At 46.5% G+C, this 23833-nt stretch carries 14 protein-coding genes; 3 read left to right on the forward strand and 11 right to left on the reverse strand.

Annotated features, from left to right (window positions below; genetic code table 11):
- Positions 1–81: 81 nt before the first annotated feature.
- A complete protein-coding gene (locus V6W81_RS23620) occupies positions 82–750 on the reverse strand; it encodes a succinate dehydrogenase cytochrome b558 subunit (protein WP_056702455.1) in 669 nt (222 codons plus the stop codon).
- 354 nt (positions 751–1104) lie between these two features.
- Here V6W81_RS23620 and V6W81_RS23625 point away from each other — a divergent pair, with 354 nt between their 5' ends.
- On the forward strand, positions 1105–2028 hold the full coding sequence (locus tag V6W81_RS23625; protein WP_145049689.1) for a LysR family transcriptional regulator: 924 nt from the start codon (positions 1105–1107) through the stop codon (positions 2026–2028).
- Between the two features lie 154 nt (positions 2029–2182).
- Here the strand turns inward: V6W81_RS23625 and V6W81_RS23630 are convergent, their stop codons facing one another.
- Positions 2183–2854, reverse strand: coding sequence for a potassium channel family protein (locus tag V6W81_RS23630; protein WP_338540566.1), 672 nt, complete (start codon positions 2852–2854; stop codon positions 2183–2185).
- Positions 2855–2871: 17 nt separating this feature from the next.
- A complete protein-coding gene (locus V6W81_RS23635) occupies positions 2872–4212 on the reverse strand; it encodes a TrkH family potassium uptake protein (RefSeq protein WP_338540567.1) in 1341 nt (446 codons plus the stop codon).
- Positions 4213–4611: 399 nt separating this feature from the next.
- Here V6W81_RS23635 and V6W81_RS23640 point away from each other — a divergent pair, with 399 nt between their 5' ends.
- Positions 4612–6309, forward strand: a complete 1698-nt coding sequence (locus tag V6W81_RS23640; protein ID WP_145049685.1) for a CPBP family intramembrane glutamic endopeptidase — start codon at positions 4612–4614, stop codon at positions 6307–6309.
- Here the strand turns inward: V6W81_RS23640 and uvrC are convergent.
- The gene (uvrC, locus tag V6W81_RS23645; protein ID WP_338544057.1) at positions 6278–8386 is read right to left on the reverse strand and encodes an excinuclease ABC subunit UvrC; all 2109 of its coding nucleotides are present in this window, start codon (positions 8384–8386) and stop codon (positions 6278–6280) included. The genes V6W81_RS23640 and uvrC overlap by 32 nt on opposite strands.
- A 353-nt stretch (positions 8387–8739) precedes the next feature.
- Positions 8740–9057 (reverse strand): thioredoxin, encoded by a 318-nt coding sequence (gene trxA, locus V6W81_RS23650; RefSeq protein WP_056702439.1) that lies wholly within the window; start codon positions 9055–9057, stop codon positions 8740–8742.
- Between the two features lie 251 nt (positions 9058–9308).
- On the opposite strand from trxA, the gene V6W81_RS23655 reads away from it, so the two are divergent.
- Positions 9309–9464 carry a YqzM family protein gene (locus tag V6W81_RS23655; protein WP_095292061.1) on the forward strand — a complete coding sequence of 52 codons (156 nt, stop codon included), beginning with the start codon at positions 9309–9311 and terminating at the stop codon, positions 9462–9464.
- A 104-nt stretch (positions 9465–9568) separates the two neighbouring features.
- Here V6W81_RS23655 and dnaI read toward each other — a convergent pair whose 3' ends face one another.
- From dnaI to V6W81_RS23685, 6 genes are all read right to left on the reverse strand, one after another.
- The gene (gene dnaI, locus V6W81_RS23660; protein ID WP_056702437.1) at positions 9569–10519 is read right to left on the reverse strand and encodes a primosomal protein DnaI; all 951 of its coding nucleotides are present in this window, start codon (positions 10517–10519) and stop codon (positions 9569–9571) included.
- A gap of 222 nt (positions 10520–10741) precedes the next feature.
- The gene (locus tag V6W81_RS23665) at positions 10742–13606 is read right to left on the reverse strand and encodes an alpha-mannosidase (RefSeq protein ID WP_338540568.1); all 2865 of its coding nucleotides are present in this window, start codon (positions 13604–13606) and stop codon (positions 10742–10744) included.
- A 4-nt stretch (positions 13607–13610) separates the two neighbouring features.
- Entirely contained in the window at positions 13611–16769 is a 3159-nt protein-coding gene (locus tag V6W81_RS23670) for a beta-galactosidase (RefSeq protein WP_338540569.1), read from the reverse strand.
- Positions 16770–16780: 11 nt separating this feature from the next.
- Entirely contained in the window at positions 16781–18100 is a 1320-nt protein-coding gene (locus V6W81_RS23675) for a glycoside hydrolase family 125 protein (protein WP_338540570.1), read from the reverse strand.
- 293 nt (positions 18101–18393) lie between these two features.
- Positions 18394–21501, reverse strand: coding sequence for an alpha-mannosidase (locus V6W81_RS23680; RefSeq protein ID WP_338540571.1), 3108 nt, complete (start codon positions 21499–21501; stop codon positions 18394–18396).
- 3 nt (positions 21502–21504) lie between these two features.
- Positions 21505–23823 carry a glycoside hydrolase family 3 N-terminal domain-containing protein gene (locus tag V6W81_RS23685; RefSeq protein WP_338540572.1) on the reverse strand — a complete coding sequence of 773 codons (2319 nt, stop codon included), beginning with the start codon at positions 23821–23823 and terminating at the stop codon, positions 21505–21507.
- Between the last annotated feature and the right edge of the window lie 10 nt (positions 23824–23833).

Genomic DNA, 23833 nt, shown 5'->3' on the forward strand with positions numbered 1-23833 from the left:
AAAAGTCCGCTTCTCTATCTTCATTCCACCTTCTCGGTAGTTAAAACCGTACTTTTTGAACACGAATTGAAAGCTAAATGCTTAGATCAGAACTGATTTAACTGCGTCAATCATTGAAGTTGCAACTTGGAAATCAATGCTACGGAAAGCAAATAATGAAGCAATAAACATGATAGAAACAATACCGAACAAGCTCATGCATACGTAAGAGGATACACGCTGTGCACGCGGACCAACTGTAATCCCCCAGCTAACGAGGAACGACCACAGGCCATTGGCAAAGTGATATGACGCCGCAACCACGCTGATCATATATATAGCAAAGGTTATCGGGTTCGTCACAGCATCATGAATGACGCCGCCAATCTCTTCATGTGTTACGTTACCCAGCGCAATTTGTACACGCGTCTCCCATACGTGCCAGATAACGAATACAAACGTAATGACACCACTGATCCGCTGCAAGGTGTAGCGCCAGTTACGTTCATTGCCGTACCTACCCACGTTAGGCTTGGCCTGATAGGCAATATAAAGACCGTAAACACCGTGAAAGAACAACGGCAGCCAAATGAGTGTAGCCTCAATAACAATAACCAGAGGCAAGCCATTCAGAAATGCAACAGCTTTGTAAAACCCTTCTGTGCCGCCTTCAACTGCTGTGAAGTTTGTCACCAAATGCTCAAGAAAAAACAAACTGAGCGGAATGACGCCGAGCAAGGAGTGCAGCTTTCTGGAGTAAAACCCTTTCATAAAATGTCGATCCCCTTTCGCTAAATACAACGTTTTCATAAATTAGTTCACTATCACACACAAACCTTTCCTGTGGGAAAGGTTCGACAAATTGTTCCGTTTTCGTCAGGTGTGAACAACTTGTGTCACAATTCATGTTACTCTTTTTTTTCTTATAAGGGAATTGCAATATAATTATTAATTGTTATAACCTATAGGTATAAGCATTGAAACATTGGACAAGTATTACATACAACATCGAAAATCTTTTTTCAAGGATATGCATCACGCTTAATCACCAAGACAGATCTTACCTTCAATATGCACAAGAATTCAGACGTAAAGACATCTGAAATGGAAGCGAGGTTAACGTCTATGTTTGAGGACTTAAACGCCTTTGCGGCGGTCGTGGAACAATCAAGTCTAAACCGTGCATCCAAGCTGTTGAACCTATCACAGCCCGCTCTTTCTCGTAAAATTGCTAAATTAGAGGATGAACTCGGGGTAGCTCTCTTTCATCGTCGGGGTAAACGGCTTGAATTAACAAGCGTGGGGCAGCTCGCCTATACTTTTGCCGTTGAACAGAAACAACAGCAACAGAAGTTCCTAAACATGCTTGCCCAGTACAAAGACGAGGAGCAGAGCACGATCACTCTAGGAGCCAGCCTAACCACCCTTCAAACGACGTTGCCCCCTCTGGTCAATGCATTTATGGAGAAACATCCAAACGCAGAGCTTAAGCTGTTAACGGGTAAAACCCATGAAATTGTCTCTTTTGTCCGTGATAAAAAAGCCGATGTTGGTATTGTCGCTTCTTCCATTAATGAAGCAGGGTTAAACTGCATTCCGCTCTTTGATGACCATCTAGAGCTTGTTGTCCCCTTAACTCATCCGTTGTCTGGACGTGAAGCAGATATGGAGGACTTGCACGAACTACCGATGATCACCTTTTCTAAAGGCACATGGTATCGCAAACTAACAGACGACTTGTTCCACCGCTGTGCTGTTATGCCTGATATTCGTATGGAGATCGATTCCTTCGAAGCGATCGTGCGTCTATTACCTACATGCAAAGCGGCTGCTCTTCTACCCAAATCATATCTTCGTCCCCAACTGCTTGCGGACAACGACCTGGTATCTGTTTATCTACCTGAGTTGCAGCAAACTAGGCGAACCACGAGCATGATCTATGGGCACAAGGAAGATCTCAGCAAGACATCCAGACAGTGGGTAAAAGAAACGGCTGCGCTATTTACAGCAAAGACGCCGCTATCCTCTAAGAGAACAACGACGCCTTAGTCCATGTATCCTATTTCACCTTAATCACGAAAGCCATTTACCAAATCGAATCATCTTTTAACATCTCCAACGGCCAAGGCAATCGCTTTAGTTACATTTCAATCATTTGTATCCTTCGTCACATCAATGTGTTAGTCACAGCCATGGGGTAATCTTAATCCTCCTGGCTAATTACTTCTTCTTCGAAGCGCTCGATATTGTCGTTGGTACCGATAATAACCATAATATCCCCAGTGTGGAGGGAGTCTAGCGCTGTTGGAGCGATGACAACGCCTGCCTCCTTCTGCAACGCAACAATGCTGCATCCAAAGCGCACACGCGCATTCAGTGAGGACAGCGTCTTGTTATGCAGGCAGTCAGGAACTTTCATTTCAACAATGCTGTAGTTATTGGATAGCTCGATGTAATCCAGCAGATTCGGAGTAACCAGCTGATGGGCAACCCGTACTCCCATATCCCGTTCAGGATATACGACACGGTCGATGCCGAGTTTATCCAGCGCACGGCCATGAAGAACAGAGATAGCTTTTGCCACCACCGTTTTTACACCCAGCTCTTTTAACAAAATCGCAGTCAGGATACTTGTCTGAATATCGTCCCCAATGGCTACGATACCACAGTCGAAATTCCGGATTCCGAGGGAGCGCAGCACTTCCTCATCTGTTGCATCAGCTACAACGGCATGTGTAACCAATTCACTGATATCTTCGACAACCTCTTCGTTTTTGTCAATACCGAGAACCTCATAACCAAGTTCCATTAATTCCTGTGCCAAGCTGGAGCCAAACCGTCCAAGCCCAATCACTGCAAACTGCTGTTTTTTCATCGTTCTTCACGAACCCCTTATCCAATAATCATTTTGCCTTCCGGGTACCTGTATAACTCTTTACCCTTTTTCTGCCCAAGTGCATACGCTAGCGTAATCGGCCCGAGTCGGCCTGCAAACATGGTAAAACAAATTAATAGCTTGCCAAATGTGGTCAGCTTCAGTGTAAGTCCCATGGATAAACCTACGGTGCCAAAGGCCGATGTCGTCTCAAATAAAATCATTAAGAAACTACTATCCTCTGTGGTGCTCAGTATCATCGTTACCGTTATAATGAGCAGCAGCGCAAGCAGTGTGATCGTAAGTGCTTTGAAGATCCGCTCCTGTACTAGCCTGTATCTAAAGAAGACGATATCCTCCCGACCACGCATCATGGCAATCACCGCACCGATCATAATCATGAACGTAGTTGTCTTAATTCCGCCCCCTGTTGAACCAGGGGATGCCCCAATAAACATTAATATAATCATGAAAAATTGCGTTGCCTGCCTCAAACCGGCAATATCCACCGTATTAGCACCAGCTGTTCGAGGTGTGACCGATTGAAAGAACGAACCGAGAATTTTGCCACCCCAATTCAGCCCACCAAGTGTTCGCGGATTGTTGAATTCGAAGACAAAGATCACTAAAGCTCCCAATATAATAAGTAGACCCGTCGTTAACAGTACAACCTTGGAGTGCAACGAGATCTTACGTGTCTTGTGGTAATCAATCAGGTCGGACAATACCACAAAGCCAATTCCCCCTGAAATAATCAGGAACATTGCCGTAAAGTTCACCAACGGATCATAGACATAACTCGTCAAACTGCGAAAATCACCAAACATATCAAATCCCGCGTTATTAAAAAGAGAGATCGCATGCCAATACCCGTAATACATAGCTTGACCTAGTGGCATATCAAATGACCATCGAATGGTGAATAATGTGCCGCATACCACTTCAATAATGAGAGAATATGCCACGACTTTACGAATAAGCCTTACAATACCTTCCATCGTGTTCTGGTTCATCGCTTCCTGCAAAATAAGCCGTTCCCGCAAAGAAATTCTACGTTTAAATGCAATAGCCACGAGTGTGGCCATCGTCATGAAGCCGAGTCCACCGATCTGAATCAACAAAGCTATAATGACTTGCCCAAGCACGGAGAAATGAGTACCTGTGTCTACAACTACCAGCCCAGTCACACATACGGCCGATGTTGCGGTGAATAGTGCATCAATAAATGGAAGGCCTTCCCCGCTCTGACTCGATGCTGGAAGCATCAACAGTAATGTTCCTAGCAGAATAATCCCAGCAAAGCCAAGCACCAGAATTCGAGGCGGGGATAGGTTCAGCCATTGAACATTTAATTTCACTTATGGATCATCCACCTCTACTAAAATGAAAACAACTCCACCATGTGGAGTTTCAACCTAAACGGTATGATTCGTATGAATTTAACGTATACATAGTTGTTGAACTATATTGTATTCGTTCCCTTAATACGTTGCAGACATGCGGATTGTTACACATTTGCTTCAAAAATTATAATCGCTCGGACGTTTGCAAAACAAAACGATTTTTGAGTAAATAGCATCGAATTTCGCCAAAAAGGGAAAAACTCAGATATCGGGATGGATCGATCTGATTATTTCGATCATTTTCATTCATTTTCAATGATTTACACAGCTTCTCGTTTCCTTATTGGCGTTCAAGGCTTCGCCTGTGATATCTTTACTTTAATATCCATATTAATAAAGGAGGAAATATACGAAATGAATCCCTTAGGGCAGCCTTTAGAACTCAAAGCGAACTTTAAGCGTTTAGGGTTGCTTGCGGCGATCGGCCTGATTCTGTTTTTCGTTTTTCAGATTTTTCCAGCTACCTCATCTCAAACGACAGACATCACGTCCACACCCGTTATAAGCAAGGAACAAGCAACTCAGTCAGCAAGGTCATTTGCTGCTTCCGTAGCCGATTATACCCTTCCTAGCAGTGAGGAAGAGCCTCTGGTAACGTACCAGACCCATTCGGATATATACGGTTATATGACCAAAACGAAGCAGTTAGATGCTTACAATAAGCAATGGGAGACTACCTATCCTTATGATGTATACCGCGTACGTTTGGTAGATAACGATCGAGGCGGTTACTTAAATGTCGACGTACATATGAAGACTGGCAAAGTGGTCGGATTTACCCGCGAACTTCCTTCTTCCCTCTACGCTTCGGCTAATGTTGAAGAGGATCAACAGAAACGCAATGCGACCATTCGTGTGGCTGAAGGAAATATATCTTTAGAACAGAAAGAACGTCTTGCATCAGGTATACTCACCGAATTCGGATATGAAATTCCCAAGCTCCAGTTAGATACACAGGACGGAGATGGTGGACTTAAATATACGGATCTAGATAAACAAATCGGGGACTCCCATCTAGAGTTAAACTTTACGTTTGAAAGTGGTGCGGTTCGTTCCTTTGAAGCTGTGTTCTCCGTGCCTGACTCCCATACCCAGTATGTAAAAGATCAGACACGTCAGGCTAACTACATGACGTATGGTGGATACGCATTTTTGACGTTTGTACTCGGCGTACTGGCGATCATCTACAGTATTCTAACAAGAGCACACACTTCATTTAAGAGAGGCATTATCTTATCCTTGATTTACTTTGCAGCTTCCGTCATTGGTACGTTGAACATGCTGCCACTCTTAAAATCTCAAGGATTAAACAGCTTCATGCTCAGCTTCCTCATGATTTTTCAGATTGGAATCACGCTCGTCATGAGTGCCACGATCTATCTATCGCTCGTTGCAGGTGATGGAATGTGGAGAAAAATCGGGCTGAACCCTTGGCCTCGTGCCAAAGAACCGGGATATGGTAAATATGTACTTCACAGTATGTATACAGGTTATCTGTGGGCACTGATCTTGCTTGGCGTGCAGTCCATTCTCTTCTTCATCTTAGAGCGGAGTATTGGAACGTGGTCAACCACATCTGCTGATCAATCCACATACAATATGAGCTATGCATGGCTCTTCCCAATCATGGCTTGGATGGCAGGGATCGGAGAAGAGACCGTCTATCGTTTATTCGGTATCCGCATGATGCAGAAGATCGTGCGTAACACCTTTATCGCTTGTCTCATTCCGACCATCATCTGGGCGTTGGGACATACCTTGTATCCGATCTATCCGGTTATTACACGTCCAATTGAATTAACTGTTATTGGACTTCTGTTCAGTTTCATTATGCTACGTCATGGCTTTATCGCGGTTGTCTTCAGCCATGTGATATTCAACAGCCTCTTGATGGGTCTAAGCCTTGTCTTCATGGGCGACGCCTTCAACGTTTCAGCAGGTATCTTCTGGATTGTACTTCCTGCAATCGTGGGTTATATCATCTATAAATGTAATCCAAACAAAAAAGAGAAGCCGTATGTCACGACTCCTCATCACGAAGTGCTGCAATAATCTGTTTTGCCAGCTTGTCACCAATAGATAGAGGCCGGAAGTCTTCGACGCTGGCCTCTTTTATTTTGCGTAAAGAGCCGAAGTGCTTGAGTAAAAGCTTACGTCTTTTCTCTCCTATGCCCGGAATAGAATCCAGACGTGAAGTTACCATTGATTTGCCACGTTGCTCTCGGTGGAACGAAATGGCGAATCGGTGAACCTCTTCTTGAATACGTTGCAGCAAATAAAATTCTTGGCTATCTCGCGGTAAAGAAATAACCTCCGGTGGATTGCCGATCATCAGTTGTGATGTTTTGTGTTTGGCATCCTTCACCAGACCACATACAGGAATAAATAACCCTAATTCGTTCTCCAGCACATCCACTGCGGCAGAGATCTGTCCTTTACCTCCGTCCACTACGATCAGATCAGGCTGAGTCAGGTTCTCTTTCAATACACGTTCGTATCTACGACGAATAACCTCTCTCATCGTCTCATAATCATCAGGACCTTCAACCGAACGAACCTTGTACTTACGGTATTCCTTCTTATCCGGTTTGCCATCTGTAAACACAATCATAGCGGAAACCGGATTGGTTCCTTGAATGTTCGAGTTATCAAACGCTTCAATTCGGCGTAACTGCTCCAGCCCGATCCAGCGACCTAGACCTTCTGAAGCTTTGGATGTCCGCTCTTCGTTACGTTCGATTAATCTGAATTTCTCTTCCAACGCCACGCGTGCATTGTCCACAGCCATCGTAATCATCTGCCGTTTCAATCCGCGTTGCGGAATGTGAACCTTAATCTCGAGCCATTCTTGTAACGCAGCAGCTGCCTGAGCTGGCTCTTCCAAACCTGCGGGCTGCAATTCTCGCGGTGCGGAATTTGACTCCAATTCGTTATGCTCGGAACCTTCCGTAGAATCCGTTGACTCTTCTAGCACTGACTGATTCTGTGCTGGCTCCAGATTAGTTTCATAGGTTGCTGACGTTTCTGCCACAAGAGGTTCATCGGTGTTCACCTGCCACTGTGTGCTCTCCTCTGTCATCTCCGTGGTTACTGCCGCAGAGCTCACCACTTCGGAGTCGGCCTCGCTCTGAACATTGTCAGCCACTTCCAGGTCTTTAGGCATGTCAGGCAATAAAATCTCTTGCGGTAATGCCGGGTTATCGCTGTAATACTGAGTCACGTAGGACATGAAATCACCGTACGCTTCACCGTAAAACGGAAAAGTGGATACGTGACGTTCGATCATCTTACCCTGACGCATATATAGAATCTGGACACACATCCAGCCTTTATCAATAGCAAAACCAAATACATCACGGTCTCTAGCGTCCGCCATGGTGATCTTCTGTTTTTCCATAATTGCATCAATGGCAATAACCTGATCACGCAGCTCTTTAGCGCGTTCAAAATACAGATCCTCAGCTGCCTCCTGCATTTTGCGCTGTAGATCCTTCTTAATCTCTTCATGCCCACCGCTTAGGAAGGAACCAATCTCCTGCGAGATCTGATCATACTGCTCTTTGCCAACTTCCTCCACACAAGGTGCAAGACATTGACCCATGTGAAAATAGAGACAGACCTCCTTCGGCATCACTCCGCATTTACGTAATGGATACATCCGATCCAATAGTTTTTTCGTTTGATGTGCCGCGTACGAGTTGGGATACGGCCCAAAATATTTGGCTTTATCTTTGAGCACCCGTCGTGTTACCTCAAGCCGTGGATGCTTTTCATTCGTAATTTTGAGATAGGGAAAGGTCTTATCATCTTTAAGCAATACGTTATATCGCGGCATATGCTTCTTGATTAGATTACATTCTAGAATAAGTGCTTCCATGTTACTGCCAGTTACGATGTATTCAAAATCGCGAATTTCAGATACAAGGCGCTGCGTTTTACCATTATGACTACCCATAAAATAAGACTTAACCCGGTTTTTCAGAACCTTCGCTTTACCTACATAAATAATCGTACCTTCTTTGTTCTTCATCAGATAACAGCCAGACATATCCGGCAACAACGCCAGCTTGTGACGTATTTGCTCTAGTGCTTTTTCTTGCTCTTGTAAATCCGTCATAAATTCATCCATCACTTGGTGAATCCTCCTTCCCCGAAAAGTACCTCTTATAGAGGTTGTTCAAAAAGTCCGCTTTGATTAAGAAGCATGCCTAACGGCATGATCAGCGTCGAATATGGAATTCAGCCGAAATAAGTGGATTCTTACGCAGCTTGTTTCCTTCGGAAAAATGTAGTTGCTCACGTAGTCTTGCCTACGCTCCGCTACTCCATTTCTATCTTCATCCCATCTTCTTGGTACTGAAAACCACCCTTTTTGAACACGCACTTATAATGAATAGTATACTTTATATTGTCCTATATGATAGCATTCGACGCAAAACGCCCCCGGCATATAAACCGGAGGCGAACGTTAAGCCTAATGTCTTATTGGTGTTTCTCAATAATTCCTTTGAGTGCATCTTTGGAGTTCAGACCAACAACTTTATCAACCGGTTGACCGTCTTTGAAGAAGATCAATGTTGGAATGCTCATTACGCCAAAGCGAGAAGCAGATTCCGGATTTTCATCCACATTGACTTTTGCAATTTTCACTGCATCGCCAACTTCAGTGGACAGCTCTTCCAGGATTGGAGCGAGCATTTTACAAGGACCGCACCAAGGCGCCCAGAAATCAACAAGAACCGTTCCTTCTCCTTCGACTTCAGTGTTAAAGGATTGATCGGATACGTTAACAATAGCCATGATAATTGTCCTCCTTATATATGCTTACGGTTATTATAACCTGTAACGTCGTGAACGACACTTCCAGTATAACACATGTACTCTTGACTTGTGAAATGAACGGAACAATGTTCATCTATCGAACATCAAATCTTCATAATTATTGATTTCAGGTGTAAATGCAAAATCTTTACAAACGCTTTCTTTTCCAAGTATACTGGACTTACTCCGGGTTTCAGCCTTAGCTGTTTATCCCCAAAGGAGGCAATCACATGGATGCAAATGTGCGGATCAGTGACCCGCGTGAACATGTCAACGAAGAACCACGTAACGATCTATTTGATCTGATTGCGGGTGTAGCTGGCATGGGTGGCCTAATGACAGTGATCTTCTTCGGTATGGTTATCTTCAAATTCCTAACCGAATAGAACACTGACAGTCACACGCAAGATCCAAAAAAGCCTGGCTTTCGCATTGCGAAAACCGGGCTTTTTACTGAACACTTTTTATTCTTAGTTCAAGCAGATCCGAATCAACGTTTACCCCGTTGATTCTCCCCACGAACGGATACAACATCTACAAATGGACGAATCCGATCCATCAAACGCTGACCTTTGTTCATTTCCTCACCGTCTTTGCTTGTGAAGCTCAGATGTTTCTCTAGCCCCTCCAAGTTATAATTCGATGTGTAGAACGTAGGCTTGCGATTCATACGGTAGTTCAATATGGAACCCATCACATGGTCACGAACCCATGGATTCAGATTCTCAGCTCCAATATCATCAAAGATCAGTAGGTCACAGCTCTTCAGAATATCTGTCGTTTCCTTAACCTTCTGTCCATCCGTAATCATCGATTTGAGATCCTCTACAAAATCAGGCATATAAATGATAACACCTGTATGACCGGCAACCGCCAGCTCGTGCAACAAATAACACATGAGAAACGTCTTGCCTGTTCCAAATGATCCTTCCAGGAACAGACCTTGAGGAGACAACCCGTTCTCCTTAGTCTCGTTAATATAACGCAGAACACGATTTACCGCCGGTGCACGCATCCGATCCTTGCCCATAATTTCCACATCATCATAACCCGCATTTAGGGCACGCTCATCCACATAGAAACTACGTATTCTTTGTTTAATCAGATGTTCATTCTGCCGAGCAATATGTTTGGAGCAAGGTGCTTTTTTATCTATAATTTCGGGTTTGCCGTTAAAATGCTCTACTTCCAGCTTGCAAAAATGACCCTGAAAATCGTTAGGACAGTTGTCCAGTCCCGGACAATTCGCACAGTTCTTAGAATCTTTGGCATACTGAAACAGCTTGCTCAGATCAGTCATCATCTGTGTATCTTTCAGTTCAGGATGACTCGCACGGAACTCGCGTACGTATGGATCATCCATCAATTCTGCCGCAATTCGCCGAGACTGCTCACGAAAGGAAGGGTTAAGCTGCTGAAGCAGTCCTCCCAAGGATTCCATGGCTTCAAGCCCCCTTAATGGTGTCTGTATAGAATGAACAATGAAGCGTTATTATACCATTACAATGGCAGAGTAACCTTCAATCGCTTTGTAATTCTACTGTTCATTCTATAGAAAAGCAACCAATAACTCAACTGAAACTGAGCGGATACCTCTGGAAAATAGCACAATCCCTCTATACGATACAGTTGTCAGATCCTACAAACTAGAAGCCTGCACTTATTAACGCCGAAGACCCACGGTTACAATTTCACATGCTCCCGTCTGCATGATCCATTCCTTGCTTGCAAAGGATACAGATGAAGCCCCTTCAATCTGGCTAGCCTCATACGTCTCTCCCTCTTCCTCCAGTACATTGCTCTTATACATGGCTTCCCATGAAAGTGAGCTTGTCGGAGTTGCAGCAAGTCTCAGTGTAGTCGCTTCTGTTGTCATGTTGTACCAGCGAAGCATCAGATCTCCTGAATCCGTATTGACCTTGAGTGATGAAAATGCCAACCCTTCCCCTTCCCATGCAAGTAGGGAATGACTAGGTGTGAGATCACCCGGGTGTACTTCAGTTTGTACCCGTGTCCACGGCACTTGGAACTGATAAGCCTCAATATATGCATCTGCAGATGCGGTACGCCCATGATGCGGGATGATCTCCAGTTGAAACGAATGCTCGCCCAGACATTGGGCTTCTGGTGTCGGGAACAATCCCCAGTCTCCGAGTTCACCGACAGCTCGCAGTAAGGTAACGGCGATCGTATTACGTCCATCCTGAAGGACTTCATACTCGTTCAGACCCAAGTTGGCAACGACTAATCCGGCCTGGTCTTCACTCACATTCACAAAGCTCTGCTGATGCTGCGTATTGCTAGGATTTTGCCACTCTGGTGCAGGGATATTGTCCCTTGTAGTGATTTCGAACATAGAATCCGCATGGTGCACAGCGGTCTTCAGATCCGTTGGGAAAAGAGCCCGCACCCGATGATCCTTCGCTTGATTGTTAAAGGTCGTTTCCATGTGAATTCCTTTTCCACTTCGACTGAGCGATACAACCGTACGAATCTTAAACGGGATCATTCTTGCCGAACGTTGCGCTTTGCGGTATGGATAATAGATCAATTCCCGTTGCTCACGATCCAGTAACTCATCTGCAGACTCAGGAACTTCCCAATGATGAACAATTTCGTAAGAGACACGATAGGCTGTATCCTCAATGACTCGAATCTCTGCCACAAGATCTTGTGTTGTCCTAGCCACTTCGTTTTCTGGCTGTTTGAACATATACTCATTCCCGATATCGCCAACATCCTCGTATATACCAAGGTCATGATATGTGCGACCTGTCTGTTTATCTGTGATCGAGAACGAACCGTTGTCTGCAATGACTACCGACAGATATACATTTTCCATACCACGCTCTTTATGCTGTAATGTGGCTCCATTTGAAAGTTGTCCATCATAAACTTCTTCATTAGATATCCCTTCACTGCGAACCCAGGCATATGCCTTCAAGCCAAGTGCAGGCACTTTCTCGGCTTCGAAAGTGATTCTGACCCGACGGCAGCTGTATGGCTGGCGAAAGCGATCATCTGGTAGATCATAACCGAATTGCAGACCAAGATCCTCTACTGTGCACGGGACGGATGCCCCATGTTCATCAACTAGAATACGATTGAATAGATCGATTTCGTTCATCTCTAAAGCCATCTCTTCCAAGGAATAGCCATCGCGGAAGTATCTACGCGCAGCATCCAGCTCCATCTGCACAACACCACTACGTTCCCAACCTGTTGTATTGAAGGTAATGAGTGGCCGTGCATCCCCGCCATAGCTGCTAAAGATGGATGTGTCTACCATGCTAGCGATCTCGCTGCTGCTCTGCTCAGCCAAAGCTTCGGCTACATGACGGCTCTTGTCGAATCGGGTGACCATTTCGCGATGTACCTCGTCCACACTGCATCCACAGATACTATCATGGGGATGATTTTGCATTAACGTTTTCCAAGCATATGTCAGTTGATCATGCGGATAGGCACGTCCAAGCATATATGCATAGGACGCCAGTGGCTCAGCCACTTTTTCCAGCATCGCTTGCCCCAATTGATTCATCTGTTTGAGATACACACGAGCGGAGGCCGTATTCACAAGGGTTCCCCAGCCATCGGTACGCTGACTACGTAGTTCCCCTTTTACCGTGGATAGCTCATGTTCAGCATTTCCTCTCAGTGCTTCTAGATAATCTGGAAAATTGGAGTGAACAAACTCGATATCCGGGTATAACTGTTCCGCCATCCGAATGGCTTCTGGCAGGTCCCGCTGGATCGGCTGATGATCACAACCGTTCATGTACAACAACTCATTGGTCGAAGCATATTTCTCTGCGTCTACAAGCTTGGTTTCCCAAAACTTCCGAGCTGACGCCTCATCCACCGGAACCTCATTCCCATTCGAGTACCAGTTAGCAAACAAAACCCCGAGCACTTTCGATCCATCCGGCCCTTCCCACATCAGCTCGGAGAAGCTGGACTCATACCCTTCATCTGATACCGTATTGTTAAAACCTGTAGGTTTAACGCCACGACCAAAGAAGACATTATCAATTCCTGATTGCAGCATGAGCTGCGGGGTCTGCCCAACGAGACCAAACGTATCAGGAAAATAACCGATCTTCGACGGTGTGCCATAACGCTTGGCATCCTGATGCCCAACTTGCATATTACGCACATTGGCTTCTCCACTCGTCAGGAATGCATCCTGCAAAATGTACCAAGGACCAATGATAATTCTTCCGTTACGGATATTTTTCTCCAGTCGTTCCTTCTGCTCTGGACGAACCTGGAGGTAATCCTCAATAATAATCGTCTGCCCATCCAAGTAAAAGCTTTTGTAATCCAGTCCCTCATCCAGTTGATCCAACAGCGAATCTACCAGTTGTACTAAACGCATATGATGCTTCTCATACGGCAGGTACCACTCACGATCCCAGTGCGTATGTGAGATAATATGTGCTCTCTTTGATTTTGGAGGTCTACTTCCTGATTCCGTAGTTAGATCTTGGCCCGCTTGTGTGGTTGGTTCTGTATGTTGTTGGGTCATCGTGTTATCCTACCTCTCCGTCTTGTTGTACAATCTCAACCTCATCAGGACGATACACTGCAAGCAACTTACCATCTGAGTCTGTGGCAAACAGCACGGAGCGATCTTTCTCCAGTTGGAACGTATATGAAACGCCGGTACGTTTATCTCTTACTTGTACTTGATGATTCATTGAAGACTCTGATACAAACACAAATACATTCCCTTTTGGAAAATTAAGCTTCCGACCGTAGATTCCCGCAATGTCTCCGCCAGATCTCCATTCAAGCTCCTCATGCACACCGGCAATACCGGTCGCATAACGATACAACGCTGCCAGCGGCTCATCCCGTCCGTTTAACTCCAGTGGTAGCGGCGTCCAGATCAACTTACCTTTTCCCCAGGTCTTAACAGTTACCTCATCCGGCTTGCTATAATCCCGACTAGATAACGTCTCCTTCGCCACCTCAGCAATGCGACGCCGTCCATAAGTCACACGGTGATTTACTCCATTAAGACTTAACATTTCTTCCCGCTGTACGTTACCCAATGTGCGTTTACCTACGATATGATCCGCAAAGTCATTTGGCTTCCAGTAGGCATCCAACCCAAGTGGCCCAGTGATAAGCAAACTTATTCCTTTTTGCTCCGTAAACGCAAACAATTGACGCAATGCATCACGATCCATATTGTGTACACTCGGTACAATCACTAGCTTCGGTGGTTGCTGCTCCAAAGCTTCGAGATGATACTCCGATACGGCACGGAATGGTAGTTTGAGATCATAAGACATCACACGCGTGAGCTTGGTTGTAGCATCATAAGCCAGGGAACGGTTCGAAAAGTCGTTAGAATAGGGGAATACCACCGCAATCTCCTCAAGCTCCCGATCCTCGAAGAGATTACGAACCTCATAGATAAATCGTCCATAAGCGTACGATACATCCGCCTCCGGTTTCTCCGTACCATCTGCGCGAAGCGCTCCAATATGGGACTCATTCGCATTATCCATATAGAAATTGGTATTCCAGATCCATTGCACCGCTCCTGCACCCCCTGTAGCAAACGCATAAGCGTATTTGCGTTCAAGAATGTTATGGAGTTCTGCCTCTGAGCGTTTGGCTCTTCCGTCCGGTGTTTCCACATACATGATGCCCGTCTCCTGGACGAGATTGGGCTTATGTGGCGTTTTGGTAAAAATGCCATCCCAGATCAGATCATCGTTCAGCCACCAGGAATGTACCGTTGTGTAGTCCACCTCACGCTCATAAAAGAATGGCGAAGGACGCTGTGCGCCAAGGGCTTCATCCTGTCCAACCGTGACCAGATGATTGGGTACCAGATCCTTAATTGCATGAACAAGTTCTTGAACCCATGTATTGTGCATCTCCATAGAAAAGAGACAATAATCAAGCCAGCGCGTTCCTTTCTTCGCCTTGTGCATATCCTGTACGTCAAAATTAATGTCTTCCGGCTCCGGAATGACTGCGGCTGCAAAATGGGGAAGCTGCTGAGGCGACATGTTCCATGCCTCCTGAAGCACTTCAATCGATTCATGCCGCTGTTGCAGCCACTCCACAAAAGCCTGCTGTTCATGCGAATCCCTAGCAGAACGTGGACCATCCGAGAAAATACGTACTGGATCGAACATGGATGGCTCGTTAATCAGATCCCAATCCACATGGGTCGTATGTTTATGTCGACTGACGATACTGCGGATAAAACGCTTCTGTGCCTCAACACTTTGTGGATCCAAATATGGATTCGTGCCTTCCCACGTCTCGGGTGTAAAGGAGAAGAACGTGAAAGTTACCTGCAAGCCGTGGCGCTTAGCCGTTAACAGGAAGGCATCAATCGCACGAAGTACATCCTCTGCCATATGACCATCCACCTGCATCATATTACGATAGGCTGTCCAGATACCTGTCCGAATCCAGTTAATGCCCGCTTTCGCCATCTGTGCCATATCCCGATCCCATACGTCTGCATTCGGCAAGAACAGGAATTTACGTGCTACATCAGAGGTCATATAGGTCATACCAACCACAGGCAATGGCCGGCCGTCTTTTACAAAATAATCTCTACTGCGGGTGATGACCTCTCCCTCTTCAAGCAATGGAGCATCCTGTCCCCAGAAGCCTTGGCGCAGAATCCGAACTTCCCCGTCCGCTGCCTGAGCGCGACATATGATACGGTATAGTCCAGGCTGCACAGTAATTGGAAGGGGCAGGCGATTGAACTGCTGTTCACCGGAAAGCTCCATCTCGATCTGGTGACTCCATACGTTTTCGGATGTACCTTTTGCACGATCCTCCCGTTCAATCGTTACATCAAATGTCCACAATTCAGGCGAAATAGATCTGAGTCCTGTACGATTTAAACTCTGGCCTTGGAGGGTCAAAACGGGCCGTTCACCAAGCTCGTAAGTAGCATAATTCGGTTTCAGAGACAGCTCGGTTACTCCTTTGGCACAGAACTGTGCCCATCTCAACATCTCCGTCGCACCATCCTGCTCCCAAAAGGAGGTCGTAAGTGGCACATGGACAAACATCCAGCGTGAACCACTAAACGTACTGCGTGAATTTTCCCATAACACAACAGGAGCTGAGATTTTACGTTCATCCTTACTACATCCACACAGCAGCGGGTAGATCTGTGTACTCATCGTTCCAGCCGAGCCCATCTGGTGAGGTAGATCGCTGTTTTTGGTCGTGTGCGGAACTAGATTCCACGTGTCAGCGATCTGAAACAGTCCCTCTTTGCCAGCAAGGAGTGGAATTTGTTCTGTAGCGGTAATCGTGTGAACTTTGGCTGAAGATACACTTAAAGCCTCATGAATGTATAGTTCTTGATGATATGCCGTTTGCTCCGATTCCACGATCCATACTCCGGACTCATCTCGCACAGGTCGCTTAAACGGCGCACCTCCGACACTGATCAGACTTCCCCCCTGCTGTAGGTAAGCGATAATTGCTGTCCATGCTGATTTAGGGAAATAGGGTGCGTGCAGATTTACTAGACACCCTTCACCTACGGTGGAATTTAGCAGCTCAGCTAGTCGATGCGCATCTACAACAACAATCTCTTGTGTCGCTTGCCATGTATTCAAAGCCTGCTTAGAAGGTAGAGCACTTTCTATCGGAAAATTCGGGTCAGCAAAAATGATTAATGTTGGTCTGTTCATCTGTGTATTGCTCATAGCAAGCCAGCCTTCATCGATTTATAAATCAACTGGGAGAACAGGCTGTTCGACCATGCAAACCATTTTCGTGTAAAAATGGTTGGATCATCCGCATGAAAGCCTTCATGCATATAACCGGTGTCCGCATCTGTCGCTTCAAGCATGCGAATGATCTCTAGCTTTTCCTCGTCTGATTGTGCAGTCAATCCTTGCATTGATAAGCCCATATGCCAGATGTAATTCGGTGGTGTGTGCGGGCTGCCGATTCCTTTGGCAACTTTGCCTTCATAATAGAAAGGATTCTGTTTGCTTAGAGCAAACCGGCGAGTATTTTGATAAATCGGATCATCCGCTGTGACGTAACCGAGATATGGAATAGACATGAGTCCAGGTGTGCCCGCATCGTCCATTAGACAATAGTTTCCGTAGCCATCCGTTTCGTACGCATAGATCGGTCCAAATTCAGGATGTCGATAAATCCCGTACAGTTGAATACCATGATCCACGTCCTGCTCCAGATCCTTAAGCTCCTGCAACAATGCCATATCTCTGAACACCCATTCCGCAAACTCCTGCATTTGGCGCAAAGCAACAACCGCGAACATATTTCCCGGGATGTTGTAGTGGAAGTCACACGCATCGTCACTGGAACGGAAGCCTGACCAGATCATTCCCGTATAATTCACAGGCATGCCTTTACCATGATTACGGAGAGAGTCTGTTGGGATACCATTATTACGTGTGAAACGATAAGGGGATTGCTCCATATGGTGCTGTTCTACTTTGAACAGATCAACAATTTTACGCATCGCCGCCTTGAAGCTGGTATCGAAAATATCCGTCAGTTCGGTTTCTTTCCAATATAAATACGCCAATCTCACAACGAAGCATAAGGAGTCAATTTCGAATTTGCGTTCCCATACCCATGGCGACATGTCCGTCTCGTCCGTTGTGTTCCAGTGCCAGTCATTAGCGGTTTCGTTGAAGGCATTGGCATACGGATCAATGTGCACATATTGGATGTGACGCTTAATCAGCCCGCCAATCATGCGTTGCAGATCCTCGTCTTCCTTGGCAAACGGAAGATAGTGTATCACCTGTTCCACAGAATCACGCAGCCAGGAAGCTGGAATATCTCCAGTAATAACAAACGTGGTACCATCCTCCATTAACTTCGTTGTTGTCTCGATCGTATTGGGAAAACAGTTCTTGAATAACTGAAGCAGCTTCGGTCGGTGAGCCAGCTTCTGTTCCGCTTCTTCCAACACCGCCTGAATGGATTGTGGCAAAGCAACAGGTGGCATCGGTATTTTTGGTAATCTGAATTGTTCCATAGATGAATGCACTCCTCTAAATAAATTGAATGATGTTTAGCTATGTAAACTCACCAGTAATACTCACACCAGGCACTGCGATGACAGAATAACCTTACGATCGCTCTTACCCCCAGATTTTTGATTCACTTTTCTAAAGGGTAAAATCCGGGGATTGCTTATGCTTTCGATGTAGCTTTCTTTCAGAAAGCTTTCAGGCGACCGCTACGCTTCTTCAGGTTTTTTCTGTCCTCTCCGTTAACGTGTGAATAAAGAGCTGAACATACATAGCCTAGAGAATATTTCAAAAACGTTTAGCGCAGTAGCACCGTTTTAATCTCGTAAGGCTCAAAGGTCAGTGTGATCTGACCATTGGTGATATCCAATGGCTCCCCAACCTCTTCCAAAGCGTTTGAGAGACAGGCTTGCTCACACCCTTGCGACCATTGCAGAGTTACACGTTCCCGTGTACCTGAAGATTCATAGAAACGAAGCACCTGACCGTAACCGTCCTCTGCTGGTTTGACGGTATCCAGCACGACATGATGACTATCCAATTGGATCCAGCTTCCTCTTGCCGGAAGATGACCTTCACTCTGTTCTGTATACTGGACAGTTGGTTCATGATTCAGTTCGGCTGCTTGACGGACGATGTGTGCTTGCTGCCAATCTCCTTCATGCGGGTACAGTGAATATGTGAATGTATGCTCTCCAAGGTCAGCTGTTCGGTCAGGCCATTTAGGAGCACGCAGCAGAGATAAACGCATCGTACTACCCTGCACGTCATAGCCGTATTTGCAATCATTAAGCAGGCTCACGCCATATCCGTATTCCGATACATCTGCGAAGCGGTGCCCACAAACTTCATATTGAGCTTGCTCCCAACTCGTGTTACGGTGGGTCGGCCGTTCCAATGCACCAAACGGAATTTCGAATGTAGCCTTGGACGTTACTACATCAATTGGGAAGCTCACTTTCAGTAGCTTATGTTCTTCATTCCAGTCCACATGGGTCTCGAAGTCGATCCGAGGTGAATCGTGATAAAAGACAACATCCTGCGTAATCACCGATTGGTGAATCTTCCATTGGAAGCGCAGCACATCCTTCGTTGTTCCCGCTAGCACCAGCTTTTTCTCCAACAGCTGCACTTCACCAGCGACCTGATCTTCATAACGGGTATCAATATCCCAAGCATCCCAGAGTGTCGGACGGTCATGGAAAAAGTGGAATTGGTTGCCTCGTTCACCTGGTTTCAGTATCTCTCGCTCTGCACGCTTATCCCATAAACGAGTGATTTCTCCTCGTTCGTTAAAATGTACATGGTAAAACGCCGTTTCCCATGTATCGTCAAAACTCTGTTGCCCAACATGATTCGTCAGTTCTCGTACATGGGTGTCCCTTGTATTTTCCGGTACCAGCCAGATCGTCTTATATCCAAACGCCGGGATATCTGTCACGAGAATGGACATGCTGTCCTCTTCCAGATCTAATGGCAAACGCTGACCTTCTCCATCTATGGCATATCGATCAAAGCCATCATGGAATGGAAGACGAACGAGTGCATTCCGTTTCCACCCGAGACTGTTAAACACAACGTAGGCTGCAGAGCCAGCTGGCCCTTGTGTATCCATTCTCTTCAGCAATGCTGTGATGCCTTGATGAAGAGCAGTTGTACCCAGTTCAAATACTTGCCTATATTCCTCATCCGAGGTGACATAAGATTCTGTAATGGCCGAGCCTGGAATAATATCGTGGAATTGATTCAGCAATATTAGCTTCCAGCCATCATGTAGTGTCGAACGCATCTCAGCTTCCGTGTCTGCGCTCATATCCGGAAAAGCGAGAGTGCTCCATAACTCGGCTTCACGATACAGCACTTCTGCTTTGCGGTTATTGCGTTTGTTGCGTGCATGGGTCGTATAAGTTCCTCGGTGCAGCTCCAAATACAGGTCGCCATGCCACTTTGGAAGAACGGGCTGTTCCTGTTCAATTCCAGCAAAAAAGGCTCCGGCTGTGCTATATCGACTTGCAGGCTGGCCTACCATAAGACTCGCCCGATCCACGTACTCCAGCATCTCGCGTGTTACCCCGCCACCACCATCACCGTGTCCATATAAGAGCATTTGCTCGGGATGTGCTGCTTTCTCCCGGTATGACTGCCAGTGATCGTGGATATCCTTCGGCAAGGTGTGTTCATTGACGCCATGATTGAGGTAGGACAAAATCGCTGTTCCGTCTATACCAACCCAGTGAAAGAGATCATAGGGGAATACATTCGTGTCGTTCCAGCCCAGCTTCGTAGTCATAAAATAATCGACATTCCCATGCTTCAGGATCTGGGGAAGAGAAGCACAGTATCCAAACGTATCCGGCAGCCACTCAATATTTGATGTCTTGCCAAACTCCTCCATATAAAAACGTTGACCATATAACATCTGACGAATCAAGGATTCACCGCTTGGGATGTTCAAATCCGGCTCAACCCACATGCCACCAACTAACTCCCACCGATCCTCCGCAATCCGCTGCTTCACCCGTTCATATAGTTCAGGGTCATGCTCTTTCAGGAAGGCATACAGCAAAGGCTGACTCTGGGAATAGACATATCCAGGGTATTCATTCATTAGTGCATCCACGGTGGAGAAGGTCCGACTTGTTTTGCGCACCGTCTCGCGTACAGGCCACAGCCAAGCGATATCAATGTGTGACTGTCCCACCATATGCTCCAGCCCTTCCGCATTACCGCCGATCTGATGAACTTGATGCCTCAAGCTCTTCTCAATCTGACGAATGTGATCTCCTTGCATAATCTCTTCATCCGTTAAACCAACGAATTGATCCATGGACTGATACAATGCTTCCAGCAACCGCACCCGTCGAAAGTCACTCTCCGGCAGCAATGTAGCCGAATCACGTACAATAGTGACCGTGTACATCAGACTACGAACCGCTTCATTCGGTCTCACCAGCAAGCTGGTAATCGAAGTTATCGGTGGTTGAATAACTGCCTGTTGGTTCAAGGGATCTACAGGTTCAGGGACTGGATCGAACATCTCAATTTCCAGTTCAGGTGAGATTCCGACTTGGGACGGATCAAGCGTAACGTAGGTATGATTGCGATCCAGCCCTTGATATGAGCGTCCATTTACCCGTAACAAACCTTCTCCTCCAGTTTCAAAGACCAGTCCGTACGGTGCATCCCGCCAAGAGTTAGGAATCTCTATGCGTGTTCTGAAGAAATAGGTTGTTCCCTGCTTGCTCGGAAACCGCTCGAAATCCTGCCCTTCCAGATACACACCCTGATCCTTGTAGTCCCCCGGTACATTATAATAAGCGCGGTGAATGTCCCAACTGCGCAACTGCAATTGCTCCAGCCACTGCTGTTCGGATAACTCACGAATAAATCGTCTGATACGTTCCAAGATTTACGCCTCCTCTACGGTCAGCTCGACCATCTGGGTATCGTTTACGTTGCGACCGATATGAATGTGGAATTGTCCCGCCTCAACAACAGGCTTCAGCTCGCGTCCAATATATTGAAGCTGCTCTGCTCCGATAGAAAATTCAATATTCCGTGTCTCACCCGGCTCTAAATTCACTTTGACAAACCCCTTGAGTTCCTTCGCGGGCCGGGTGATGGAGCTTACGACATCGGAAATGTACAGTTGTACTACCTCAGCTCCTGCACAGCTGCCTGTGTTGGTCACATGCACCGATACAGTGACTGATTCACCCGTAGTCATGGAATTCGCACTAAGCTTCGGCTCGCTGTATTCAAATGTCGTATAGCTGAGGCCATATCCGAAGGAGTAACGCGGCTGCAGATCCTCTTCTAGATAACGCTTGCCACGAGACCGTTTACCGTTATAGTAGACTGGTAGTTGACCCACATGCTTGGGGATGGAGATTGTCAAACGGCCTGAAGGATTTACGTCGCCAAACAAAATGTCAGCAATCGCATGTCCTCCCTCTTGTCCTGGATACCATGCCTCCAGAATGGCATCGGCATGTTCGTCAACCCACGGTTCTGCGATAGGACGACCATTGATGTAGACCACAACCAGTGTTTTTCCAAGTTGATGAATCTCTTGAATAAGTTCCAGTTGTACACCAGCAAGTCCTAAGGTCATGCGATCAATCCCTTCGCCGCACTCCATATCGTTCCATGTGTTATCGGACACCTTCGAAGCTCCTGTCTTCAGATCGATCGTACCCTCTCCAAAATCACGGGCACTGGAGCCACCCACGACCATAATGACCGTATCTGCCTTACTTGCAACTTCTATAGCCCGCTCGAATCCTTCCCTTGAATTACCTCTAATTCGACAACCTGGTGCATATAGCACTTGCTCTGAGGACTGCACAGTCTCAGAACACATGAACTTGCTTCGAATACCGTCCAGTACCGTCTGTACCTTGGACTTCGGTTGGGGCGATGTGTAATCGCCAAGCTGATTGTATGCTTGATCCGCATTGGGTCCAATAACGGCAATCCGTCCCACCGTTGCTATAGATAACGGGAGTGTAGCGGCTTCATTTTTGAGTAATACAACCCCCTCCGCGGCCAATTGACGAGCAAGCTTGATATGCTGCTCATTTCCAATCACTTCAGCCGCTTGATCAGCATCCACATACGGCTGTTCGAATAGCCCTAATCTAAACTTCAATGCCAGTACACGACGGACAGCCTGATCCAGAACTTGTACTTCAAGCTTATCCTCTGCCACAGCCTGCTCCAGATATTGACCAAACATCTCGCCTGACATTTCCATATCAATACCCGCCTGAATCGCCTGCACCGATGCTTGCAATCCATCGGATGCAACATCATGCCCACTGGCCAGCATGTTAATGGCACCGCAATCTGTAATGACCAGACCTTCAAAGCCCCAATCTTTACGCAATACGCCATCGAGTAATTCGTTATTTACCGTACAAGGTATACCATCAATTTCGTTGTAAGCCGGCATAATAGAGGCTGCACCAGCCTCCACCGCTTTGCGAAAAGGATATAAATCAACTTCCAGCAGCTCACGCCAGCCCATATGTACAGGCCCTGCATTACGCCCGCCTTCTGAGCTGCCATAACCAACAAAATGCTTCAATGTCGCAGCCACCGCGTCTTCCTGGTCAAGGCTCTCACCCTGAAGCCCCTGCACCGAAGCAACGGCCAATTCCCCGATGAGGTACGGATCTTCACCGAAACATTCTTCAGTACGTCCCCAGCGTGGATCACGCACGACATCCAGTACTGGTGAATACGTAACTGCACCACCTTGAGCACGAGTCTCTCGTGCCACTGCATGGCACATCTCTCGATACAGATCTACGTTCCAAGTGCTCCCCAGCAGAAGAGGAACTGGAAAGACCGTTCCATCAATCGCCATGTGCCCATGCGAGCATTCTTCACCGATGAGGATGGGAATGCCCAGTCTAGAATGCTCTATAGCATAACGTTGGATGAGATTAACCGCCTCTGCCCCTTCTCTCGCAGATAACCCGTTCTCTAGCGTAACGCCAGTCCATGGGTCTGCCCGAAGTGCACCATAGAGGGAGCCGATGCCCCCCTGTTCTACTTGCTGCTTGAAGGAATCACTCAGCGTGATGTTACCCTCGTTATTCGTATAGGTCTGCCAACCGAAGGGTTGAACTAGCTGCCCGATCTTTTCCTCAATCGTCATTAGACTCAGCAAGTTCTCCACCCGTTCAGCCACCGATTTACTGGCGTCCTTATAAATCATCATCCTGCATCTC

The sequence above is a fragment of the Paenibacillus tundrae genome (assembly GCF_036884255.1).
In the GTDB taxonomy this organism is placed as follows: Bacteria; Bacillota; Bacilli; order Paenibacillales; family Paenibacillaceae; genus Paenibacillus.